This is a genomic window from Streptosporangium sp. NBC_01639 (assembly GCF_045209755.1).
In the GTDB taxonomy this organism is placed as follows: Bacteria; Actinomycetota; Actinomycetes; order Streptosporangiales; family Streptosporangiaceae; genus Streptosporangium.
Genome location: NZ_CP109272.1, coordinates 4,684,721 through 4,704,944 on the forward strand (window position 1 = coordinate 4,684,721; position 20,224 = coordinate 4,704,944).

Annotated in this window: 23 protein-coding genes; 6 read left to right on the forward strand and 17 right to left on the reverse strand. The window is 70.4% G+C overall.

Annotated features, from left to right (window positions below; genetic code table 11):
- Window positions 1-28 precede the first annotated feature (28 nt).
- Window positions 29-517 carry a hypothetical protein gene (locus OHA77_RS21435; protein WP_406311346.1) on the forward strand — a complete coding sequence of 163 codons (489 nt, stop codon included), beginning with the start codon at window positions 29-31 and terminating at the stop codon, window positions 515-517.
- 106 nt (window positions 518-623) lie between these two features.
- Here OHA77_RS21435 and OHA77_RS21440 read toward each other — a convergent pair whose 3' ends face one another.
- Together OHA77_RS21440 and OHA77_RS21445 are read right to left on the reverse strand one after the other, a co-directional pair.
- Complete coding sequence (locus OHA77_RS21440; RefSeq protein ID WP_184754771.1) at window positions 624-1,268, reverse strand: GNAT family N-acetyltransferase; 645 nt, start codon at window positions 1,266-1,268, stop codon at window positions 624-626.
- Window positions 1,269-1,454: 186 nt separating this feature from the next.
- Window positions 1,455-2,735 (reverse strand): pyridoxal phosphate-dependent aminotransferase, encoded by a 1,281-nt coding sequence (locus tag OHA77_RS21445; protein WP_406311347.1) that lies wholly within the window; start codon window positions 2,733-2,735, stop codon window positions 1,455-1,457.
- A 99-nt stretch (window positions 2,736-2,834) separates the two neighbouring features.
- Between OHA77_RS21445 and OHA77_RS21450 the strand changes: the two genes are divergently transcribed.
- Window positions 2,835-3,770 carry a LysR family transcriptional regulator gene (locus OHA77_RS21450; protein WP_326826524.1) on the forward strand — a complete coding sequence of 312 codons (936 nt, stop codon included), beginning with the start codon at window positions 2,835-2,837 and terminating at the stop codon, window positions 3,768-3,770.
- A gap of 135 nt (window positions 3,771-3,905) precedes the next feature.
- A complete protein-coding gene (locus OHA77_RS21455) occupies window positions 3,906-4,574 on the forward strand; it encodes a ribonuclease HII (RefSeq protein WP_406311348.1) in 669 nt (222 codons plus the stop codon).
- Here the strand turns inward: OHA77_RS21455 and OHA77_RS21460 are convergent.
- From OHA77_RS21460 to OHA77_RS21470, 3 genes are read right to left on the reverse strand one after another with little or no spacing between them, the layout of a single operon-like run.
- A complete protein-coding gene (locus OHA77_RS21460; RefSeq protein WP_406311349.1) occupies window positions 4,563-4,982 on the reverse strand; it encodes a DUF86 domain-containing protein in 420 nt (139 codons plus the stop codon). The two genes, OHA77_RS21455 and OHA77_RS21460, sit on opposite strands and share 12 nt — an antisense overlap.
- The gene (locus OHA77_RS21465; protein ID WP_406311350.1) at window positions 4,954-5,247 is read right to left on the reverse strand and encodes a nucleotidyltransferase family protein; all 294 of its coding nucleotides are present in this window, start codon (window positions 5,245-5,247) and stop codon (window positions 4,954-4,956) included. Before OHA77_RS21465 ends, OHA77_RS21460 begins: the two co-directional genes overlap by 29 nt.
- A complete protein-coding gene (locus tag OHA77_RS21470) occupies window positions 5,237-5,431 on the reverse strand; it encodes an AbrB/MazE/SpoVT family DNA-binding domain-containing protein (RefSeq protein WP_406311351.1) in 195 nt (64 codons plus the stop codon). Before OHA77_RS21470 ends, OHA77_RS21465 begins: the two co-directional genes overlap by 11 nt.
- Window positions 5,432-5,449: 18 nt before the next feature.
- Here OHA77_RS21470 and OHA77_RS21475 point away from each other — a divergent pair, with 18 nt between their 5' ends.
- A complete protein-coding gene (locus OHA77_RS21475) occupies window positions 5,450-6,538 on the forward strand; it encodes an LLM class flavin-dependent oxidoreductase (RefSeq protein WP_406311352.1) in 1,089 nt (362 codons plus the stop codon).
- Here OHA77_RS21475 and OHA77_RS21480 read toward each other — a convergent pair.
- Window positions 6,535-6,921, reverse strand: coding sequence for an SCO5389 family protein (locus OHA77_RS21480; RefSeq protein WP_326826519.1), 387 nt, complete (start codon window positions 6,919-6,921; stop codon window positions 6,535-6,537). The two genes, OHA77_RS21475 and OHA77_RS21480, sit on opposite strands and share 4 nt — an antisense overlap.
- A gap of 63 nt (window positions 6,922-6,984) precedes the next feature.
- A complete protein-coding gene (locus OHA77_RS21485) occupies window positions 6,985-7,950 on the reverse strand; it encodes an ATP-binding protein (RefSeq protein ID WP_406311353.1) in 966 nt (321 codons plus the stop codon).
- A gap of 115 nt (window positions 7,951-8,065) precedes the next feature.
- On the opposite strand from OHA77_RS21485, the gene OHA77_RS21490 reads away from it, so the two are divergent.
- Entirely contained in the window at window positions 8,066-8,380 is a 315-nt protein-coding gene (locus OHA77_RS21490; RefSeq protein WP_406311354.1) for a DMT family transporter, read from the forward strand.
- Window positions 8,381-8,631: 251 nt separating this feature from the next.
- On the opposite strand, the gene OHA77_RS21495 is transcribed toward OHA77_RS21490, so the two are convergent.
- From OHA77_RS21495 to OHA77_RS21515, 5 genes are all read right to left on the reverse strand, one after another.
- A complete protein-coding gene (locus tag OHA77_RS21495) occupies window positions 8,632-9,054 on the reverse strand; it encodes an RrF2 family transcriptional regulator (protein WP_406311355.1) in 423 nt (140 codons plus the stop codon).
- A 3-nt stretch (window positions 9,055-9,057) separates the two neighbouring features.
- A complete protein-coding gene (locus tag OHA77_RS21500) occupies window positions 9,058-9,933 on the reverse strand; it encodes an ABC transporter permease (protein ID WP_326826515.1) in 876 nt (291 codons plus the stop codon).
- On the reverse strand, window positions 9,923-10,714 hold the full coding sequence (locus tag OHA77_RS21505; RefSeq protein ID WP_406311356.1) for an ABC transporter ATP-binding protein: 792 nt from the start codon (window positions 10,712-10,714) through the stop codon (window positions 9,923-9,925). Before OHA77_RS21505 ends, OHA77_RS21500 begins: the two co-directional genes overlap by 11 nt.
- Window positions 10,715-10,744: 30 nt before the next feature.
- Window positions 10,745-11,815, reverse strand: a complete 1,071-nt coding sequence (locus OHA77_RS21510; protein ID WP_326826513.1) for an ABC transporter substrate-binding protein — start codon at window positions 11,813-11,815, stop codon at window positions 10,745-10,747.
- A 508-nt stretch (window positions 11,816-12,323) separates the two neighbouring features.
- A complete protein-coding gene (locus tag OHA77_RS21515; RefSeq protein ID WP_406311357.1) occupies window positions 12,324-13,679 on the reverse strand; it encodes an LCP family protein in 1,356 nt (451 codons plus the stop codon).
- A 281-nt stretch (window positions 13,680-13,960) separates the two neighbouring features.
- On the opposite strand from OHA77_RS21515, the gene OHA77_RS21520 reads away from it, so the two are divergent.
- Window positions 13,961-14,866, forward strand: coding sequence for a hypothetical protein (locus OHA77_RS21520; RefSeq protein ID WP_406311358.1), 906 nt, complete (start codon window positions 13,961-13,963; stop codon window positions 14,864-14,866).
- Here OHA77_RS21520 and OHA77_RS21525 read toward each other — a convergent pair.
- Genes OHA77_RS21525 through OHA77_RS21545 form a run of 5 tightly spaced genes read right to left on the reverse strand, consistent with a single transcriptional unit; the run spans window position 14,796 to window position 20,089 of the window.
- A complete protein-coding gene (locus OHA77_RS21525; RefSeq protein WP_406311359.1) occupies window positions 14,796-15,713 on the reverse strand; it encodes an NAD-dependent epimerase/dehydratase family protein in 918 nt (305 codons plus the stop codon). The two genes, OHA77_RS21520 and OHA77_RS21525, sit on opposite strands and share 71 nt — an antisense overlap.
- Before the next feature lie 56 nt (window positions 15,714-15,769).
- The gene (locus OHA77_RS21530; protein ID WP_406311360.1) at window positions 15,770-17,284 is read right to left on the reverse strand and encodes an AMP-binding protein; all 1,515 of its coding nucleotides are present in this window, start codon (window positions 17,282-17,284) and stop codon (window positions 15,770-15,772) included.
- Window positions 17,281-18,402 carry a cytochrome P450 gene (locus tag OHA77_RS21535; protein WP_406311361.1) on the reverse strand — a complete coding sequence of 374 codons (1,122 nt, stop codon included), beginning with the start codon at window positions 18,400-18,402 and terminating at the stop codon, window positions 17,281-17,283. Before OHA77_RS21535 ends, OHA77_RS21530 begins: the two co-directional genes overlap by 4 nt.
- A complete protein-coding gene (locus tag OHA77_RS21540; RefSeq protein WP_406311362.1) occupies window positions 18,399-19,130 on the reverse strand; it encodes a glycosyltransferase in 732 nt (243 codons plus the stop codon). The genes OHA77_RS21535 and OHA77_RS21540 overlap by 4 nt, the downstream gene beginning before the upstream one ends.
- Window positions 19,130-20,089 carry a 3-oxoacyl-ACP synthase III family protein gene (locus OHA77_RS21545; RefSeq protein WP_406311363.1) on the reverse strand — a complete coding sequence of 320 codons (960 nt, stop codon included), beginning with the start codon at window positions 20,087-20,089 and terminating at the stop codon, window positions 19,130-19,132. The genes OHA77_RS21540 and OHA77_RS21545 overlap by 1 nt, the downstream gene beginning before the upstream one ends.
- Between the last annotated feature and the right edge of the window lie 135 nt (window positions 20,090-20,224).

Consider the following 20,224-nt stretch of genomic DNA (forward strand, 5'->3'; position numbering starts at 1 on the left):
GAGCCGCCCCCCGCAAGGAGAACCCGCCATGCGCCGCACGATCAGCACCCTCCTGGGCCTCGCCGCCGCCACCGCCGTCATCGCGGCGGGCGCTCCGGTCCTGGCCACCTCCGCCTCGGCCGCCACGGTCACCGCGAGCACGACCGCCAGTGCCTACGACGACTACTGGGGCTACGACTACTCCAAGTACTACGACGACTCCCGCGCCAAGGCCAAGGGACGCGTCTGGAGCGACGGCTCCGACCGGATCCACGTCCAGGGCAAGCTCTACGACAAGTACTCGCCCAGCTGGCTCTGCGGCTACGCCCAGGTCAAGTTCGAGAACGAGGACGGCGACGAGACCTACTACTGGGCCAGGAAGTGCGGCTCCAGCGGCTACGGGTCCTTCCACTTCGCCAACCACGACGTCGACAACGTCCAGGTCCGGGTCTGCTACTGGGACAACCACCAGGACAAGAGGAAGTACTGCGGCAAGTGGGACTACATCTACGAGGCCGACGGCGGCGACGACGAGTAAGGCCGGTGCGGCCGTCACCGGATGAACGTCAGGCCCGCCCGGAGTTCCGGGCGGGCCTGTTGTTCCATGAAGTCATCGAAGTGACGGGGACGCCTCTACGCAGCCTCTACGCAGCCTCGACCAGACCGAGCCGCGCGTGGATCCGTTCTCGGACCAGCGGCCATTCGGAGCTCAGGATCGAGTAGTAGGCGGTATCTCGGACAGTGTCGTCGGCGCCCCGGGTCTCCGCCCGGCGCACACCGTCGAGGTGTGCGCCGAGGGACTCGATGGCGGCTCGGGAGCGTACGTTCCGTACGTCAGCCTTGAGCGTGATGCGGTGGACCTGCCAGGTCTCGAAGGCGTGGGAGAGCATCAGATACTTGCTCTCCCGGTTGACACCTGTGCCCTGGGCCGAAGCGGCCAGCCAGGTGTAACCGATGTCCGCCACGGACGGGACCTCGCCCACCGCACTGCGTGCACCCGGTGGCCAGGGCATGGGGCCCTGCCAGTACTCCAGGTTCATGAGACGGGTGGCACCGACGACGCGGTCGGTGTGCAGCCACCGGATGGCGAAGGGCATCGTACGGCCCTCCGCCTGCTCAGCCAGAGTGGCCTCCACATAGGAGACCATCTCGCCCCGGCCTTGGGGAACGCGAGTGAAGGCGTAAGTAGAACGGTCTTCACTCGCTGCGGCGACGAGGTCGTCGACGGCCGCGAGGCTGAGCGGTTCCAGGCGCACGGAGCGCCCGGACAGGGTGACAAAAGCGGGCATGAGCACATGATGGGGGCTCGCCAAGATGCCCGGTGCCAAATGACACGGGACATCTTGGTGAGCATCCGGGAAATTACCCGGCTCCCCGCCCATCCAGGGGTAAAAGCCCAGGTCAGACGGGCAGATGCCGCCTCAGGCCCGGTCGGTCCCCAGGTAAATTTTTGGCCAAGCGGCGCTCGTTCGAGATCACCCTCCTACCGGGGCCGGGACCAGGGGTGCGCGCATGAGCCGTCCGGGCACCCGCCGCGTCGCTTCGAGGCCGGTCAGGGCATCGCTCAGGTGGTCCAGCGAGGCCGCGATCCAGGGCAGTCCGAGGGGGTCGGAGGCGCCCAGCGCGGCCAGTCGCCGCTCAGCCGTCTCGCCGTACAGCAGGCTGGTCGCCACCCGCACCCGGAGGGCCCGGGGATCGTCGCCGAAGGCGTGGCCGGGGAGCACGCCGACGCCGTGCCCGTCGAGCAGGTCCGCGGTCAGCTCGGCGGAGGTCGTGAAGGCCATCCCGCTGAAATCGGGATAGAGGTAGAAGCCCCCCTGCGGCGCGTCCACCCGCACCCCCGCCCGGACGAACCTCTCGTGCACGGCCCGTGCCACCGTGCCGTGCAGCCGCCGGCTCTCGTCGATCCGCTCGACGAGCTCGGCGGGCTCGGTGTAGGCGTAGGCCGCCGCCTGCTGGACCGGGGCCGCGGGGCTGGACCAGATCTCGCTGGCCACGGCGAGGAGCCGGTCGCGCAGCGCCACCGAGGGGAGCCGGGCGACGCCGATCCGCCAGCCTCCGAGCGCGAGGCTCTTGCTGAGCCCGCTGGTGATCACCGTGCGTTCCGGGGCCAGCTCGGCCGGGCTGAGGAAGCCCGCGGTGGTGTCGTGGACGAGATCACGGTAGATCTCGTCGGAGATGATCGTGAGATCCAGCTCGCGGGCGACCTCGGCGATCCGCCTGATCGTGCCCGCCGCGGCCAGCGTGCCCGTGGGGTTGTCGGGCAGGGTGACCAGCAGGGAGCGCACGTCGCGCCCCTGGGACCGCGCGTACAGGACCGCGGAGACGACCCGCTCGGGGTCCGGCACCCCTCCCTCGCCGGGGGGAGCCGGAACGAGCAGGGGCCGCGCGCCGACCAGATCGGCCTGGGCGGCGTAGCTGACCCAGCTCGGCATCGGCAGCACGATGTCGCCGCCGATCGCGAGCAGCAGGCCGTAGAGCAGGGACTTGCTTCCGGGACCGCAGACCACCAGCTCGGGGTCGGTGGGCAGGCCCCGCCGACGCCAGTATCCGGCCGCCGCCGCACGCAGCACCGTGGCCCCGGCGACCGGTCCGTATCCGTTGTGCCCGGACGCGGCGACCAGACGTTCGCGTAGCGCCGGATGAACGGGCAGACCTGCTTCCCCGAAGGCCAGGTTCAGCACGCGCTCACCGGCGCGCCGTCTTCGCTCGATCTCCTCGTTGGCCGCCAGCGTGGCGGAGAGCGTCACGTTCATGGGGAAGTCCTCTCGCTTGTTGCGGAACGTTCCCAAGCGTGGTGTGCTCCAGGCATCAGGACAAGCTTCGGTTGTTGTGGGTAGGCATAAGGAAGTCCGATGCTCGATTTACGGCGTTTGGTGCTGATCTGCGAGTTTGCCCGCCGGGGGAGCATCGCGGCGACCGCCCTCTCCCTCGGCTACAGCCCCTCGGCGGTCTCCCAGCAACTGGCGGCACTGGAGCGGGAGGCCGGAGCCGTGCTGCTCGACCGGACCGCCCGCAGCGCCGAGCTGACCGACGCCGGCCGCCGCCTGGTCGAGCACGCCGAGCGCATCCTGGCCATGGTGGAGACCGCCGAGTCCGACCTGTCCGCCCAGGCGGCGACGCCCTCCGGCAGGGTCACCGTCACCGCCTTCCCGACCGCCGCGGTGGCCTTCGCGCCCGCGCTGGCCCGGACGCTGCGCCGCCACACCGCGCTGACCCTGCGGATGGGACAGGGGCGCTCCGGGCGCGGGATGCGCGAGGTCCAGTCGGGCGAGGTGGACATCGCCCTGGTGGACGACTGGTACGGCCGGGTGCGCCCGTCCGACACGATGCGGGTCTTCCCGCTGCTGCACGACCCGCTGGTGCTCGTGGTGCCGCGCAAGCACCGGCTCGCCTCTCCGGACGAGCCCGTGGACCTGCGCGAGCTCCGCGACGAGCCGTGGATGGCCACCCCGGACGGCGAGCCCTCCCGGCTGGCCGTGGACCGCCTGCTGGCCGACGTCGGCGGCGCCCAGCCGGTGCCGTGGGAGTTCGAGGGCCTGGGCACCATCCTCGGACTGGTCGCCAAGGGCATCGGCATCGCGGCCGTCCCCGCCCTGGCCCTGGCCGCCGGGGTCCGCGGCATCGTCGTCCGCGAGTTTCCCGGCGTCCCGGTGGGCCGCGACGTCCACGCGGTCGCCCGTGCCTCCAGCGTGCACCGCCCCGCCGTGTCCGTCACCCTGCGCGCCGTCCACGTGGCCGCCCGCCTCCTCGCCGCCGACCTGGCGGCGGTCCAGCTCGCCGCCCGGTGACCTTCGCGGCCGGGTGCCGGGCGGGCGCCGGCCGTCCGATGAGGTCCGCGGCCGGTCCGGTGGCGGGCCACCGGACATCGGCGTCCGTGACCGGCTCGGCGGCGGTGCGGCCCGCCGGACGGTAACGTCGGGGCGGTGCCTCCCTCCTATGCGCTCGAACGACTGCTGTCGGCCGACGGGACGAAGCTGGTGGCCGGTGTCGACGAGGTCGGCCGGGGCGCCTGGGCCGGGCCGGTGGCGGTCTGCGCGGTCGTCACCGACCTGTCCGAGCCGCCCGCCGGGCTGACCGACTCCAAGATGCTCAGCCCGGCCCGCCGTACCGCCATGGTGGATCTGATCACCGGGTGGGCGGCCGGGATCGGGTACGGCGAGGCGTCGCACGAGGAGATCGACGCGCTCGGCATGACCGAGGCCCTGCGCCGGGCGGCCAGACGGGCGCTGGCGGCGCTCCCGGTGAGGCCCGACGCGGTCATCCTCGACGGCAAGCACGACTACCTGGGCGCGCCCTGGCCGGTCCGGTGCGAGATCAAGGGCGATCTGTCCTGCGTCTCCGTGGCGGCCGCCTCGGTGGTGGCCAAGGTCCGCCGGGACGCCTACATGGCCTCACTCGGCTTCGAGGAATACGGCTTCGCCGACAACGCGGGCTACCCCTCCCCGGTCCATCAGGCGGCCCTGGCCTCCCTGGGGCCGACCGAGCACCACCGCCTGTCCTGGTCCTACCTGGACGACCTGCCCCGCTGGCGCCACCTCAAGAGACACCGCAACCCCCTGGCGGGGGAGGGCCAGCTTGGACTATTCGGGTAGAAGGTCATCCGCCCGGTTGGGGCCGAGATGTTCAAACTGTTTGGCGACGTCAGGATCGACCAACCAGAGAAGGGCGAGGGCGTGTTTTTCTAGAATTGGGACAAACGTTCGGGAAGTGATCCAAATCGCGCCGAGATCTACCGAGAAGTACGCATGGGCAAGGATGTTCCGGAGGCCGCGGATCTGTCGCCAGGGAATCTCGGGACGGCTGTCTCTGATGACTTCGCTGAGGCCGTTGGCGGCTTCGCCGATGTTCATGATTTTCCACTGCACGGCTGACTGCAGCTGTTCGTCGCGGAGCCATTGATCTTCGTCTACATCCTGGAGAAAGGTCGCAATGGAACGCGCGGACCTGATGATGTCGACGAGATAGAGCGGGTCACGCCGCGTAGAGGATTCGGGCCTCATGCAGAACCTGATCCTTGATCGTCTCGTTGAGATAGCGCTTGGCCACCAGGTCGACGGGGCGGCCGAAGAGAGCCGCCAGTTCCTCCTGAAGCGTCATGATTTCAAGCAGGCCGAGCGGAGCGCCTTCAGCGCGGACGTACAGCAGGTCGACATCACTGTCCGGCCGGTCCTCTCCGCGTGCGGCGGATCCGAAGACGGACAGTTCGCTGACGCCGAACTGCCGACACAGATTGGTGAGCCGCCCCTCCAGGGCATCAAAGTCCATCTTCGCCTCCTACTCCATCGTGCCATGCCTCCTGGTCCTGCCCTGGCTGTTCGGTGCTCTTTCTCGGGATGATGACAATCTCACCGTCCACCTCTGTGAAGGTGACGTAGTCACCTGTCTGGAGCCCAAACTTTCTGCGGAGTCTCGCCGGAATGGTGATCTGACCTTTCCTGTTCACGCGCACTGTCCCAAAGTACTCACCATGCGTATCGGCGTCTTTCTGGTTGCGGCGGGATTTCCGGGGCGGAGTGCGGGGGAGGTGCTGCGGGACACGGTGGAGGCGGTCGTGGCCGCCGAGGAGGCGGGGTTCGACGACGCCTGGATCGCCGAACACCACTTCATGTCGTACGGCGTGTGCCCGTCGGCTGTCACCCTGGCCGGGGTGGCGCTGGGCCGTACCTCCAGGATCGGGGTGGGCACGGCGGTGAGCGTGCTGTCCACCCGGCATCCGGTCGACCTGGCGGAGCAGGCGGCGGTCCTCGATCAGCTCTCCGGGGGGCGGTTCACGCTCGGGGTGGGCAGGGGCGGGCCGTGGGTGGACCTGGAGGTGTTCGGGACGGGACCGGCGAGGTTCGAGCGCGGGTTCCCCGAGTCGCTCGACCTGCTGTGCGCGGCGCTGGCCGGGGACACGGTCGCGGCCGACGGGGAGTTCTTCCGCTTCAGGGAGGTGCCGATGGTCCCGGCGGTCAGGCTCCGGCCGGTCGTGGCGTGCACTTCGCCGCAGACCGTCGCCCTCACCGCCGAGCGGGGACTGCCGATGCTGCTGGGCATGCACATCGGGGATGAGGAGAAGGCCGCCATGCTCCGGGACTACCGGGCGGCGGCCGTACGGCGGCCGCCGACCGCCGGTCGGCCGGGTGCACAGGAGCTTCCGGGGCGCGGAGAGGGAACGGCGCGGCCGGAGGGTTTCTCTCCCGGACACCTGGCGGCCGGGGAGGGCGTTCCCGGGCATGTGGCCGCGGTCGTGGGACACGTGGCCGACTCGACGGCCCAGGCCGTACGGGAACTCCGGGAGACCATGCCGCGGTGGCTGGAGCCGGGGCTCGCGGGATATGTGCCGGTGGACGGTCGGGCACGACCACAGCGCGATATTTCCGAATATGTGAATTTCCTCTGCGACACGCACCCGGTCGGGTCGCCCGGCCACTGCGTCGAGAGGATCAGACGGACCGTCGAGGTCACCGGTCTGAGGCATCTGATCCTCATGGTCGAGGGTGCGGGCGATCAGGCCCGCACCCTCGGCAACATCAGGCGGTTCGGGGCGGAGGTGCTGCCCCGGGTCCGCGGTTAGCAGTCGACGAGCTCGGGCGTCTGGTTGAGGATCTGGGATCGGGCGGTGACGAACTCGGCGTGGGCCTTGGTGGCGGCGGGGTCGAAGACCGCGACCCGGTGGCAGTTCTGGAAGGCGAGCCTCATTCCGAAGTGACGCTCCAGGGCGCCGCGCATGGAGTCGCTGGCGAGACAGCGCAGGAGCTGGCCCCGGGCGGCCTCGTCCGGCGGGGGAACGGTGTTGTCGGCGAACTCCGCACCGGTGTCGTCGCGCTGCCGGACCAGCTCGGTGATCACCGACCAGGCATACGGCAGGGAGTCGCGGACGCAGGCGACGAATGCCGCATCGTCCACCTCGCCGGCTTTCGCCTGATCGAGCAGATCCTTCGAAACGGTCAGCGACATGCTGCGTTCTCCTCTCAGAAGGGGATCATTCAGACACTAGGTCGGGTCCGGTGGTCGCTCCATCTAGCCGGGAAGCGACACTCGTGTGGGCCCGAAGACGAACTCGGGGTCGATCTGGGCGGCGAGATCCTCGCCGGTGGCGCGGTTCGCCCAGGCTTCAGCGTTCTTGAGGTGAAACTGCACGGCCTGGCGGCCGGACCGCGACCAGTCCTTCTCCTGGGCGTCCAGATGCTTCAGGAGCACGCCCAGCGCCTCGGTGTTGCCCGGCTCCAGATCCGCCAGGCCGAACGGGCGCCCCTGCTCCATCGCCCGGATCGCCGCCGAGTGCCGCAGGCACACCAGCAGGTCGTCGCCGACGTGCTCGCGCAGGAACTCCACATCCTCCGGACCGTGCACCTTGTTGCCGACGACCGCCACCGGCACGTCGTAGTCGGCCGCGTAGTCGCGGTACTGCCGGTAGACACCGACCCCCTGCCGGGTCGGCTCGGCCACCAGGAACGTCATGTCGAACCGGGTGAACAGGCCCGAGGCGAAGGAGTCTGCTCCGGCGGTCATGTCCACCACCACGTATTCCCCCGCTCCGTCGACCAGGTGGTTGAGATACAGCTCCACCGCGCCGACCTTCGAGTGGTAACAGGCCACCCCCAGGTCGTCCTCGTCGAACGGGCCGGTGACCATCAGCCTCGCCCCGTCCGGCGTGGTCACGGCGAACCTGCCGTGGATGGCGTCGTCGGACTCCTCCAGGTGCAGCAGCCGCGAACCGCGGCCCGGAGGAGTGGTCTTGACCATCGCCGCAGCCGAGGTGATGCGCGGGTTGTCGCCCCGCAGATATTCCTTGATCTCTGTCAGGTGGGCGCCCATCGGCCGGGGCAGTGCGTCCTCTCCCATCCCCAGCGCCATGCCCAGGTGCTGGTTGATGTCGGCGTCGATCGCGACGACCGGCCCGCCCCGGTGGGCGGTGTATCTCGTGAACAGCGCCGACAGGGTCGTCTTGCCGCTGCCGCCCTTACCAACGAATGCCACCCTCACGACGACGATCCAATCTGATTATGAAAACCATTGCAACCCCTGCGGGTCATCATCCTGCCACGATCCGTGACTCCGTGTGATGGGTATGCCGGGGAAGGAGCCGGGGAGGCAGGCGATGGCGTGGCTGATATTGGTGGTGTCCGGGGCGATGGAGACGGCTTGGGCCATCGCCCTGGAGAGGTCCGAAGGGTTCTCCAGGCTCCGGCCCACGTTGATCTTCCTGGTGACCCTGGTGCTGAGCATGGTCGGGCTCGGATACGCGCTGAGGTTCATCCCCGTCGGCACGGCCTACGCCGTCTGGGTCGGGATCGGCGCGGTCGGCACGGCCGTCGTCGGCATGATCTGGCTCGGCGAGTCCTCGTCAGTGGCCCGGATCGTGTGCCTGCTGCTGGTCGTGGCCGGGGTCGCCGGGCTGAAGGTGTTCCACTGACAGGTCATCGGACCTGCCCGCCGTCTCCGTGCGGCGGGTCGCCGGACGCTCCTGCCGCTTTCGAACGGGCGGGTCACCGGACTCCGGCCGTCTCTGTGCGGCGGGTCGCCAGACGCTTCCGTCGCTAGCGAACGGGCGGGTCACCCTCTGTGCGGCGGGTCGCCGGACGCTTCCGTCGCTAGCGAACGGGCGGGTCACCGGACTCCGGCCGTCGATCGGCGACCCGCCCCTTCGTCTCCGGCCTTCCGTGCCTATCCGTCCTGGGTGGGACCGGTACGGGTGCCGGGGAGGGCGTCCTTGGTGATGTGGGCGAGGGTGATCTCGGTGAGCAGCGTCTCCTCGTGCTCGCGCAGCAGACTCCACACGTCGGCCAGGGGACCCGCGACCCCCGGGTAACCGCCGTGCTGGGAGTGCTCGGGATTGCCCTCGACCACCATGATCACATCAGCCAGGGTGATCTCCTCGGCGGGCCTGGCCAGCCAGTAGCCCCCGTCGGGGCCCCGCTGGCTGTGGATGAGCCCGGCCCGCCGTAACTGCAGCAGGATGTTGTCCAGGAACCGGCGGGGGATGTTCTGCGCCGCGGCTATCTTCTCGGCGGGCACGGGGCCGGGCGGCGCGGCGGCCAGTTCGGTGGCGGCACGCAGCGCGTACTGGGTTCTGGCGGAGATCCGCATCCGTCAGCTGCGCACCTGCGCAAGGCCCCAGCGGCGGCGCAGAGAGTTGTCGGCCGTCTCGAACAGCAGGTCCACCCCGATGCCGATGACGAGAATCACGATCATGGTGGCGAGCAGGCCGGCCGAGTCCGCGAGCTCCCGGTCGAAGAACAGCCGCTCGCCCAGCGAGGACTGGTGGGCGATGATGACCACCAGTTCGCCCGCCATCAGCGAGCGCCAGGCGAAGGCCCAGCCCTGCTTGAGCCCGGCGAGGAACGACGGCAGCGACGCCGGCAGGATCACGTGGCGGTAGAGCTGGAGGCGGCGGAAGCCGAGCACGTGCCCGGCCCGCAGCAGGATCGGCGGCGTGTAGTCCACCCCGGCGATCAGGCCGTTGGCGATGGACGGTGCGGCGCCGAGGATGACCACGAAGGTGATCGCGCTCTCGGTCAGCCCGAACAGCAGGATGGCCAGCGGGAACCAGGCGATCGACGGCATGGTCTGCAGGCCCGTGATCAGCGAGCCGAAGGCCGCCCGCAGCACCCGGATCCGCGACACCACGGCGCCGAGGACCAGCCCGATCAGCACCGAGACGGCGAAGCCGGTGACCGCGCGGCGCATCGTCACGCCGATGGCCTCCCAGTACTCGCCACTGGTCAGACGTTCGGCGAGGACCGGGACGACGTCGGTGGGCCCGGCGAAGACGTAGTCCGGCCAGAAGCCGGCCCAGACCACGCTCTGCCAGATCGCCAGCACCATGCCGATCGCCAGGGCCATCGGCCAGACACGGCCCCAGATCCGGGGGGCGATCCCCCTACGGGTGGCGCCGCCCAGCTCCAGCGCGTCGAGCCCGGCGAGCTGCCGGGCATGGCTGTCGGCGGGTGCCTGGTCAACTGCCATGGCGCATGACCTCCTCGCGCAGGCGGGCGGTTATGGTGCCGGCGAGCTCGGCGACCTCCGCCGAGTCGGTACGGCGGGGCCGGTCAAGGGTGATCGCGAAGTCCTCCACGACCCGGCCCGGACGGCTGCTGAGCAGGACCACCCGGTCGCCCAGCCGTACGGCCTCGCGCACGTTGTGGGTGACGAAAAGCACGCTGAGCCCGCGCTCACGCCAGATCCGCTCCAGTTCGTCGTGGAGCAGGTCGCGGGTCATCGCGTCCAGCGCGCCGAACGGCTCGTCCATCAGCAGCACGTCGGCGTCCTGGGCGAGCGCACGGGCCAGGGAGACCCGCTGACGCATGCCGCCGGACAGCTCGTGCGGGCGCTTGTCGCCGAAACCGCCCAGGTGGACGATGTCCAGAAACTCCCCGGCCCGGGCCTGACGCTCGCGTTTGGCCACGCCCTGGACCCGCAGCGCCATCTCGACGTTGGCCGAGACGGTGAGCCAGGGGAACAGCGCGGGCTCCTGGAACATCATGGCGATCTTGCGACCCTCGGTGCCGATCCGGCCGGCCGTGGGGCCGTCGAGCCCGGCGACCAGGGAGAGCAGCGTGCTCTTGCCGCAGCCGGAGGCGCCGAGCAGGCAGACGAACTCACCCTGCCCGACGGAGAGGGAGACGTTGTCGAGGGCCAGCAGGCCGTTCTTGCCCTGACCGTAGATCTTGGAAACGCCGTCCAGCCGGACCGCGGGCTCGCTGCCCTCGGTCCGGCTGGACGTCCGCTCCCGGAGCGGAGCTGTCACTTGCCCTCCTACTGAGTACGGGTCGGACGGTTACTTGTCGACGACCGCGGTCTCGCCCTTGGCCTTGAGGATCTCGTTGAGCTGGGCGAGGTCGTAGATGCCGTTCAGGTCGACGGGCTGCAGCAGGCCGATCTTGATCGCGTGGTCCGCGCTGCCGACCAGCGAGGAGGCGATCGGGTCGTTGGTGAAGGTGATGTTCTTGAAGACGCTGTCCAGGACTTCCTGCTTGAGCGGCTTGCCGGTCAGCTTCTCCAGCGCGCTGTTAACGGTCTTGGCGGCGTCGGCCGGGTCGCTGTTGATCGCCGCGTTGGCCTCGACGTGTCCTTCGAGGAGCTGCTTGACCGTCTCGGGGTGCTGGGCGGCGAACTCCTGACGGACGATCAGGTGAGTGATCACGAACTGCTTGTTCGGCCAGAGGTCGCGCTCGTCGACGAGGATCTTGCCCTTGCTCTCCTGGATCAGGCGGCTGGCGAACGGCTCGGGCACCCAGGCGCCGTCGATGTCGCCGGTGGCGAAGGTCTGCAGGGTCTGGGAGTTCTCCTGCGGGACGATGTTGACGTCGCCGCCGCCCTTGGTGTCGGTCTTCAGACCCTTCTCCTGCAGCCAGTAGCGCAGGGCCACGTCCTGGGTGTTGCCGAGCTGCGGTGTGGCGATCTTCTTGCCCTTGAGGTCCTCGGGACCGTTGATCTCGGGCTTGACCACCAGGTACACGCCCCCGGAGGCCGAGCCGGCGACGATCTTGATCGCCTTGCCCTTGGACTTGGCCCAGGCGTTGATGGCCGGGTTGGGGCCGATGTAGGTGGCGTCGATCGCGCCGGAGAAGACCGCTTCGATCGCGGCGGGACCGGCGTTGAAGGAGCTGGTCGTGAGCTTGGTGCCGCCGAGGTGCTTGGCGAAGAGACCCTTCTCGATGCCGACCAGCGCCGTGGAGTGCGTGATGTTGGGGAAGTATCCGAGCCGGACCTCCGCGAGCTTGTCCCCGCCACCGGTGGCGGATGCCGTGGTCCCCGCCGTCTCCGTGCCCCCGCAGGCGGTCGCCAAGGTCGTGAGCGCCAGTGCGGCCAGTGCGGCCACCACCCCGCGAACCCTGCGAGCGTTCATAACCACTCCCTAATTCCTACTTAATAAGTCGGTTATATGTATATAAGAGCCTGCTATGCCTAGCGGTCAAGTAGGAATCGATGGGAAGGCTCCATCGTTACGGCTCCGTGCCCTTGGCCGCGAGCCTGTGACCCCTTCCCCTGGGCCGTTGCCCGCCGCTGCCCCGGGCGCCGGAGAGCTGCGCCGGGTGCCGGAGAGATCCGCGAAGCACGATGGCCGAGCCGGTGGCCGAGTCGGTGGTCGAGCCGCCCTGACAGAGGCCGGTACGGTGGCCTCGGGCGGCCACCGGGCCATGCTGATCGAGGTTGGCATGGCGGCCTCGGGCGAGCATGCCTGAACGACGTGCTGTCACGGCTCGTCGGCGGGTCGTCCGGCGTCGACCACCTGGCAGATCGGACGGCTCAGCACCAGAAGGCCGGACGTCTCAGCAGGACTGCGCCTCGAAATCCAACGCCCATAGGTCAAGGTCTCGAAGAGGGAAGGCGTCCCGCTCCGCGCGCCGCCGGTGTCAGTTGCAGGCGCTGTCGAGGGTGACGGCATCCTCTTCCGTGTGCCTGCGGGGGCCTCTGGCGAGACCGGGGGCGGCGGGCTCGGCCTTCGACTCCGACTCCGACTCCGACTCCGCCAGGATGGTGCTGATCTTGTGCTTGATCAGCGGGTAGTCCGGGTAGGCGGTGTTGATCAGCGGTGGGACGAACTGGAAGCTCTTGATCTTCGCCTGCTTCACCTTGTCGGACAGGTCGATCAGGTTCGGCAGCAGCGCCTGCGGGATGTCGGTGGAGACGGCGTGCATCGTGGCGTCAGCCAGCTTCTCGAAGCTCCTGAGCACCGTCACCGGGTCGGCCTGCTTGGCGACGGCGTTCATCAGGCACTTCTGCCGGCCCATGCGGACGTAGTCGTCGCTGTAGGTGCGGGCCCTGCCGAACCAGAGCGCCTCCTCGCCGGACAGCTTGTGGGTGCCCGCCCGGATCAGGCCCTCGTTCTGCCTGCCGTACACGATGGGCTGTTTGACGGTGACCTTCACCCCGCCCATCGCGTTGATGATGTCGGCGAAGCCGCTCATGTCGACCATGGCGTAGTTGGTGATGTCGAGCCCGGTGATCTCGCTGATCGTTCTCTTGAGCAGGGTCGGGCCGCGGTGGCCCCGGGGGGCACCCGGGACCATGTCGGGATAGTCCTCGGCGTACTGGAAGACCTCGTTGAGGAGGCCCGGTGTGTACGGCGATTCGCCTCCGAAGCCATAGGGGAAGCGGTCGCGGGCCGGACCGGCGGGCATCGGAACGCGCTCCAGGTTCCTGGGCAGGCCGAACAGGACGGTCTCGCCCGTCCTGGTGTCGATGCTGGCGACGGTCATGCTGTCGGTGCGCACGCCGGGCCTGCCGGGGGCGGCGTCGGCACCGATCAGCAGCAGGTTCACCCGTTCGCGGCCCCGCCACGGGTCCACCGGGATCGGAGCGGTGTTCGCCGCGAACACCGAGGTGACCACGCGCTGGGAGACGAGGGCCAGGCGGGCCACGTAGGCCATCGGGGCGATCACCAGCGCACACAGCAGGCCGACCGCGAGAGCGGAGAGGTAGCGGGCCGTGTCCGGCATGGACTCGGGGCGGACCAGTTGGTAGGACCGGATGACCACGGCGACGGTGGCGGCGGCGAACAGCAGCGCGGACAGCGCGAAGGTCCGCAGCCAGTCCGGCTGCACGGCCAGGGAGATCAATTCCGACTGGGCCTGGAGCAGGGTGACGGTGACGGCGGTGACGAGGATCGCGTAGCCGCCCATCAGGAGGACGCCCGTGACGCGGCGGCCTGCCCACAGGTGGGCCAGGCCCCACACCGCGGCCGAACCCAGCGTTAGCGCGAGGCTCACTGCGACGCTCTGACCAGCCCGTTTACCTGCCATCTTTCTAACATCTCCTGTCTGCCGCCCGCACGTGTCACAGGTTAGTAACGGTTGTCGGATGAATGGGCTATGTGGTCGTGCGACGCGCTGGGAGGGCCGGGTCAAGCTTCGGTGTGCGGAGTCCGTCGTTCCGGGTGATCACCGCTCCGCAAATCATGGATAAAAAGGACGATAAGTGTGTTTCTGCAGGTGGGACGGGGGATTGTGGAGTAGAAGAGGGGAGGGGAACCGTGCGGGCGGTGATATCTGTGATCTTGATTGCGCTCGGCTGCACCTTCGCCCCCATCACCCTTGTCGGGTTCTGGGTGGCGGACGAGGCCTCCGAAACCGGCGGCTACGTCGAGGACATGGCGCCCCTGGCCGACGATCCGAACATCCAGGACGCCGTCGTCGACCGCATCACCAACAAGATCACAAGACCGTTGCGGAGGCAGGCGCTCACGCCCACCGAGAACCTCGTCCACGATCTGGTCAGAGGGGTCGTCGAATCCGGCGCCTTCCCCGCCATCTGGAGAGACGTCAACCGGGCGGCGTATCTGCGGCTCATGCCGATGCTGTCCGGTGAGGGCGCGTGGATGCCGCCCACCCGGGAAGCCGCCGTCGGCCTTGACCTCACACCGGTGTACGACCGGACCAGGGATTCGGTGAACGACCTGGTCAGGGAGGAACTGGGAGAGGATCCTCCCGTGTTGCGGCCGACGATCGACCTATTCTCCTCGGCCGACCTGGTCAGGGCGCGGACCGCCTACACCTGGTTGATCGATATGAAGTGGGTGTCTCCCGTCCTGACCCTCGGCTTCCTCGCGGCGGGGGTGCGCCTGGCACGTGACCGCGGGAGGGCGCTGATCGGCGCGGGTCTCGGCCTGGCCGCGAGCATGTTCGCGCTGGCCGTCGCCCTGGCCGCGGTCCGCAGCGTCTACCTGCCCGACTATGTGGGGAGTGCGACGACGGTCGAGGCCGCGACCATCGTCTTCGACGCGCTGACCGGGACCCTGAGGGCCGGCCTACGGATCCTCTTCGTGGCCGGCCTGCTCGTGGCGGGCATGACCTACCTGAGGGCCCACCGGGAACAGCTCTTCCCCGTCACCATCCGGCGGCGCCCTCGAAGGACGTCTCCGCGGGCTGAAACCCCAGCCGTTCGCGGGCCGCGGTGATGTCGAGGGTCCGCTCCACCGCGAGGTGGCCCGCGGCGTAGCGGGTGAGCCGGGGCGGACGCCGCCGTCCGAACAGCCGGAACACGCTCTCGGCGACGGCGGCGAGCGGCTCGGCCAGCCCGAGGGGCAGATAGTACGGCTCCGCGTCGATGCCGCGTTCGGTGAGGATCGCGCGCAGCGCGTCGTCGAGGACGACGGGTTCGGCGTCGGTCACGTTGAACACGCCATGCCCGACGGGGCCGGCGGCGGCGAGCAGGCACGCCTCGACCAGGTTGTCCACCGAGGTCAGGCTGACCCGCTGGCGCCCGTCGCCCACCGCCAGGAGCCTCCTGCCCCGGACCGCCCCCAGCACCCTCGGCAGCAGAGTGGTGTCCCCCCGGCCGTAGACGGCGTGCGGTCGCAGCACGATCGCCCTCCGCAGGGTCCTCTCGGCGGCGGCCTTCGCGGCGCCGTAGGCGTTGAGGTACCGGCTCACGGGAGCCATGTCCTCGGTGGCCATGACGGTCGGCCGGAACGGGTCGTAGACGCTGGCCGTACTCACGTGCACGAACCTGGCGCCCGGGAAGGCGGCGGCCGCGTTGCGTGTGCCGTCCACGTTGGCCGCCCAGATGTCCCGCGGCCGCCCCCAGTCCGTGACGCTCCCCGCACAGTGGATCACCGCGTCCACCTCCGGTGGCTCCGGCCCGGCTCCCAGCAGGTCCCAGGAGGTGTACGGCGCGCCGCCCAGCTGGCCGGGTTCCACCGACGGCCGTCTGCCGAAGGCGGAGACCCGCCACCCTCGCCGTACGGCGGCGCGGCAGACCGCCCCGCCCACGAACCCCGAGGCTCCGGTGACCGCGATCCTCACCACGGCCCCCGCGTCAGGAACCCGGTCATCGCGATCCTCACCACGGTCCTCCCGCCTCAGGCACGGCGGGTGAGAAGGCTGCGGAGGGCGGCGCGGTCGAGCTTGTCGGCGCGGCCGGAGCGGGGGAACGAGCCGAGGGGCTCGACCCGGTCGGGGAGGGCGCCGGCGTCCATGACCGCGGGCAGGGCCTTCCACACCGCGTCGCCGTCGTAGCCGTCGGCGGGGACGACGGCCAGCACGACCTCCTCGTCTCCGGTCTCGGGGTCGGCGAGTCCGACGATTGCCGCCTCGGCAACCCCGGGCAGCGCGGCCACGGCGGGCTCGTACAGGCCGGGGTAGATGTTCACCCCGCTGCGGAGGATCATGTCCTTCTTCCGTCCCAGCAGGACGATCCTGCCTTCCTCCAGGCGGACCAGGTCCCCGGTCGCGACCTCCCGCAGCGGATCCTCGCCGAGATAGCCCCGGGCGAGGTGGGGACCGGACACGAACAGTTCGCCGTCCTCCGCGACCCGGATCCCGACCCCCGGCAGGGGCGCCCCGAGCAGATCGCCCTCGGCCTGGGCCAGCTTCTCCCGCGCGGAGGCGACTGCGATCGGCAGCGCCTCGGTCATCGCGTAGACCGACAGCACCTCGGGTCCGGCCTCGACCGCCCGGCGAAGCACGGCCGGCGGTGCGGGAGCCGAGCCGAGCAGCAGGTGGCGCAGGGTCTCCGGGAGCCTGGGCGTCCTGCGGAGCAGCCTGTCCAGGTGCACCGGAACGGCGAACGTGTGGGTGGCCCCCCTGGCGGCCAGTTCGGCGGTGAGGTCCCCGCCACCGGGCAGCGACCAGGTGGCTCCGGCCAGCAGCGCGGGCAGACCCAGCATGAGCTGGTCGGTGTGCACGACGTCGCCGGGTCCCAGCGGGAACGCGCCGCGGAAGAGCGCCAGCCCCGCCGCCAGGGACCCCCGCGTGTGCACCACGCCCCGCGGGCGGGCGGTGGTCCCCGAAGTGAAGATCACCGCTGCCGGCTGGTCCCCGTGGGTGGTGTACGGCCCTCGCGGCGCCGGGCCGGAGCCGGACGACCGGAGGATCCGGGACAGCCGTACTGCTCCCCGAGGGACGCCGGGCAGCCACGGCCCCGTGTGGAGGTGGCGGACGGCCTGGCCGGGAAGGGGGTCGCGGAGGTCGGGCAGGAGCAGGCCCCGGCGGCGGGCCAGGCCCCTGAGCGGCCCACTCAGAAGATGGAGCAGGGACTCGGTCACCACCCACCTCGGCCGGGTGGCGGCCATGCGGGCGGCGAGCACCTCGGGAGCCAGCCCGGGGTCGGCGAGCACGAGCATCCCGCCCGCCGCCACCGCCCCCAGCGCGAGCGCCACCGCGTCCACCCCCGGCCGCACCGCGAACAGCACGCCGTCCCCGGGCCGCAGCCCGTCCGCCGCGCCCGGTCGCCCGGCCATCGCGTCCCGGACCGCGTCCACCCGCCGGGCCAGCTCGCCGTAGGTGACTTTGCGGCCCCGGCCGTCGACGACGGCGACCCGTCCGGGCTCCCGCCCGGCGGTGGCCATGATGCCGGTGATGATGTCGTCGCTCATGCCGCGGTGATCCACAGGTGCTCGTAGGTGGGGATGAGGACTCCCCTGGCCGCGCGCCGCCGTACGACGCGCACCCGGTGGGAGAGCAGGACCGCGGCCACGGCCCGGATCTCGGCCAGGGCCAGGGGGTAGCCGATGCAGAAGTGCGGGCCGGCGCCGAACCAGAGGCGGCGCAGCTCGGGCGGGTGCCCGCGCGAGGGGTCGAACGGGCCGTGGGCGCGGGCACAGTTGTGAGTGACGATCAGCACCCGGTCGCCGGGCCGTACCGCCACCCGGCCGATCCGCGCGGCGGAGGCCACCGAACGCAGCATCACCGGCGTCGGCGTGGTGATCCGCATGGCCTCCTCGATCACCGGGTCCAGGTCGTCCACCTCCGTCCGGTGGTCGTGCAGGAGGGCGATCAGCCGGGGCACGAAGGTGGCCACCGTCTCGGTGCCGGTCAGGAAGAACGCACCGGCGGCGCCCCTGGCCTCGGCGGACGACAGCCCCTGCGCCCGCATCCGGCCCATGACGGTGGCGGGGTCGCCGGTGTCGTAGGCGGCCTGCGCGACGTCCCCGATCCCGTCCAGCACCCGTCTGGCGGTCGCCACCTGCCCCGCCCGCAGCCGGCGGGACCTCAGCGAGACCATCGAGACGACCCGCTCCCCGTCGGCGAACAGCGCGCGGGCGCGGGCCTCGGAGACCTCACCCAGCCCGATCACCCGGCAGATCACCGCCCCGGCCATCACCCGCATGGCATCGACCAGGTCGACGGTCTCGCCGTGCGCCAGCCGGGCGGACAGTTCCGCCAGGGGATCGCGCAGCACGTCGGAGACCAGCGCCGAGACGTATGCGGAGGTGAACAGCGGCATCAGTTTCCGGCGGAGCGAGAGGTGCGCCGCACCCTCCATGTTGAGCAGCACCGAGGGGCCGAGCACCGGCGTCCACAGGTCGCCGGGTGAGCCGGGACCGTCCTTGCGGAACCGCTCGTCGGTCAGTACGGCGCGCGCGGTGGCGGCGTCGTTCACCACGACCCCCAGCCCCGGCACCCGGACCACCGGCCCGAGGCGGGCCAGCAGCCGCATGAGCGGGTAGGCGAAGGGGTGCGCGGCCAGCTGGAGCCGGGCTTCGTGGTTCACCGGATATCGATCACTTCGGGGCGGTAGTGGTGGTCGGCGTACCAGGCCAGGGTGCCCGCCAGGCCGTACGCCCGCAGGCGCCGGACGGAGCCGAAGACGACCACGTCGCGGCGGGAGCCGTACGCGGAGGTGAGCGTGCGGACCCGGTTGACCAGGGCGCGGTCCTCGTGGACCTCCTCGATCGCGGTCCTGGGGAAGCCTCCCGCCCGCTCGTAGAGCGACGCGGTGATGGCCAAAGTCGCACCGGGCATCATCACGTACGGGCCGAGGTACTCCGATGACCGGTTGCCGGGCCGGAAGCGGCCGAACGCCGCGGCCACGCTCACCACGGACGGGATGAGGTACCGCTCCCAGAGCTTCAGCGGGAACTCGTCGGTGCGGGGCGCGAGCCGGCCGCCCACCATCTCCAGCCCGTCACCGAACGCGCGCCGGATGTTGCGCACCCAGTCGGGGCGGGGCAGGCAGTCGGCGTCGGTCCTGGCCAGATGGGTCGCGCCGTGCGCGATGGCGTGGCGCATCCCGGTGTCGGAGGCGGCGCCGGTGCCCTTGCGGGTCTCGGTGACCACCCGGACGCCGTGGCGGCCGACGATCCCGGCGGTGCCGTCGGTGCTCGCGTTGTCCACCACGACCAGGGTGAAGTCGCGGTCCTCCTGCGCGGCCAGCGCGCGGAGCGTCGCCTCGATGCCGGTGGCCTCGTTGTAGGCCGGAACGATCACCCAGAGGTCCATCACATCTCCGCCAGCATCACGCCCGCGCTGATCCCGCCGCCGAGGCCGAGCAGCGCCACCCGGTCACCCGGACGCCATCCGCCCAGCTCCAGTTGGAGTGGCAGCGTGGTCGAGGCGCAGTTTCCGTGTTCGGTCAGGCTCACCACCAGTTTCTCCTCGGGGATGCCCAGTGTTTCCGCGAGGAGAAGCAGGTACGGCAGCGCCACCTGGTGCACCGCCACGATCTCGAAGTCGTCCCAGCTCAGGCCGGTCTGTTTGAGCGCGTTGCGGAAGATGTCCGGGCCGATCCGCTCGAACGCCTCCTTCAGCCGTCGCCCGTCGCCCCGGAAGTAGGAGTATTCGTGGTCGCGTGGATGCGCCGACCCGCCGCCCGGCAGGGTGCCGATCGCCCACGCCGCGGAGTCGGCGGAGAAGTCGCGGTAGAAGATGCCGCGTTCCGCGTCCGCGGCGACCAGCACCGCGCACCCGGTGTCCGAGAGCGTGTATCCGGCGAAGGAGTCCACGAACTGCGCCCGGTCCCCGACCCGCCACCGGATCGCCCGGGACGGCACCTCGCCGGAGCAGACCAGCACCTTGCGGTGCGCACCGGACAGGATCAGGGCCTCGGCGACCTGGATCCCGTTGAGCATGCTGTTGCAGGCGTTCTTGACGTCGAAGACCGGGCAGGACAGGCCGAGCTTCGCGGCGACGATGTGCCCGGTCGCGGGCTCCACCATGTCCTGCGAGGCGGAGGCGAAGATCAGCAGATCGGTGCCGACGTGGTCGAGCCCGCGGGCGGCCTCGGCCGCCAGATCGGAGGCCTGCTGGTCGTCGCGGGCGAGGTGCCGTGACCGGATGCCCGTCAGCCGCTCGACGACTCCCCGGTAGGGCACATACCCCTCGATCCGCCGCTCCACCTCCGCGCTGGTCAGCATCTGTTCCGGCAGATACGTCGCGACGCCCGTGATCCGGGCTCTCATCGCTCCCCCTGTGTGGCGTCAAGTCTCCGATGTCCGCGCAATGTATCGGAAAAGAATGGCAATTGTCCTGGTCATCGAGGTCACACCGGTTTTCCCGGCGCACCGGGAAAACCCCGCCGTCGCACCGGGCGGTGG

Coding starts and splice junctions, on each gene's coding strand:
- OHA77_RS21435 (WP_406311346.1), top strand. CDS start 29: ATGCGCCGCACGATCAGCACCCTCCTGGGCCTCGCCGCCGCCACCGCC.
- OHA77_RS21440 (WP_184754771.1), bottom strand. CDS start 1,268: ATGCCCGCTTTTGTCACCCTGTCCGGGCGCTCCGTGCGCCTGGAACCG.
- OHA77_RS21445 (WP_406311347.1), bottom strand. CDS start 2,735: ATGAACGTGACGCTCTCCGCCACGCTGGCGGCCAACGAGGAGATCGAG.
- OHA77_RS21450 (WP_326826524.1), top strand. CDS start 2,835: ATGCTCGATTTACGGCGTTTGGTGCTGATCTGCGAGTTTGCCCGCCGG.
- OHA77_RS21460 (WP_406311349.1), bottom strand. CDS start 4,982: ATGAGGCCCGAATCCTCTACGCGGCGTGACCCGCTCTATCTCGTCGAC.
- OHA77_RS21465 (WP_406311350.1), bottom strand. CDS start 5,247: ATGGACTTTGATGCCCTGGAGGGGCGGCTCACCAATCTGTGTCGGCAG.
- OHA77_RS21475 (WP_406311352.1), top strand. CDS start 5,450: ATGCGTATCGGCGTCTTTCTGGTTGCGGCGGGATTTCCGGGGCGGAGT.
- OHA77_RS21480 (WP_326826519.1), bottom strand. CDS start 6,921: ATGTCGCTGACCGTTTCGAAGGATCTGCTCGATCAGGCGAAAGCCGGC.
- OHA77_RS21490 (WP_406311354.1), top strand. CDS start 8,066: ATGGCGTGGCTGATATTGGTGGTGTCCGGGGCGATGGAGACGGCTTGG.
- OHA77_RS21495 (WP_406311355.1), bottom strand. CDS start 9,054: ATGCGGATCTCCGCCAGAACCCAGTACGCGCTGCGTGCCGCCACCGAA.
- OHA77_RS21500 (WP_326826515.1), bottom strand. CDS start 9,933: ATGGCAGTTGACCAGGCACCCGCCGACAGCCATGCCCGGCAGCTCGCC.
- OHA77_RS21510 (WP_326826513.1), bottom strand. CDS start 11,815: ATGAACGCTCGCAGGGTTCGCGGGGTGGTGGCCGCACTGGCCGCACTG.
- OHA77_RS21530 (WP_406311360.1), bottom strand. CDS start 17,284: ATGAGCGACGACATCATCACCGGCATCATGGCCACCGCCGGGCGGGAG.
- OHA77_RS21540 (WP_406311362.1), bottom strand. CDS start 19,130: ATGGACCTCTGGGTGATCGTTCCGGCCTACAACGAGGCCACCGGCATC.
- OHA77_RS21545 (WP_406311363.1), bottom strand. CDS start 20,089: ATGAGAGCCCGGATCACGGGCGTCGCGACGTATCTGCCGGAACAGATG.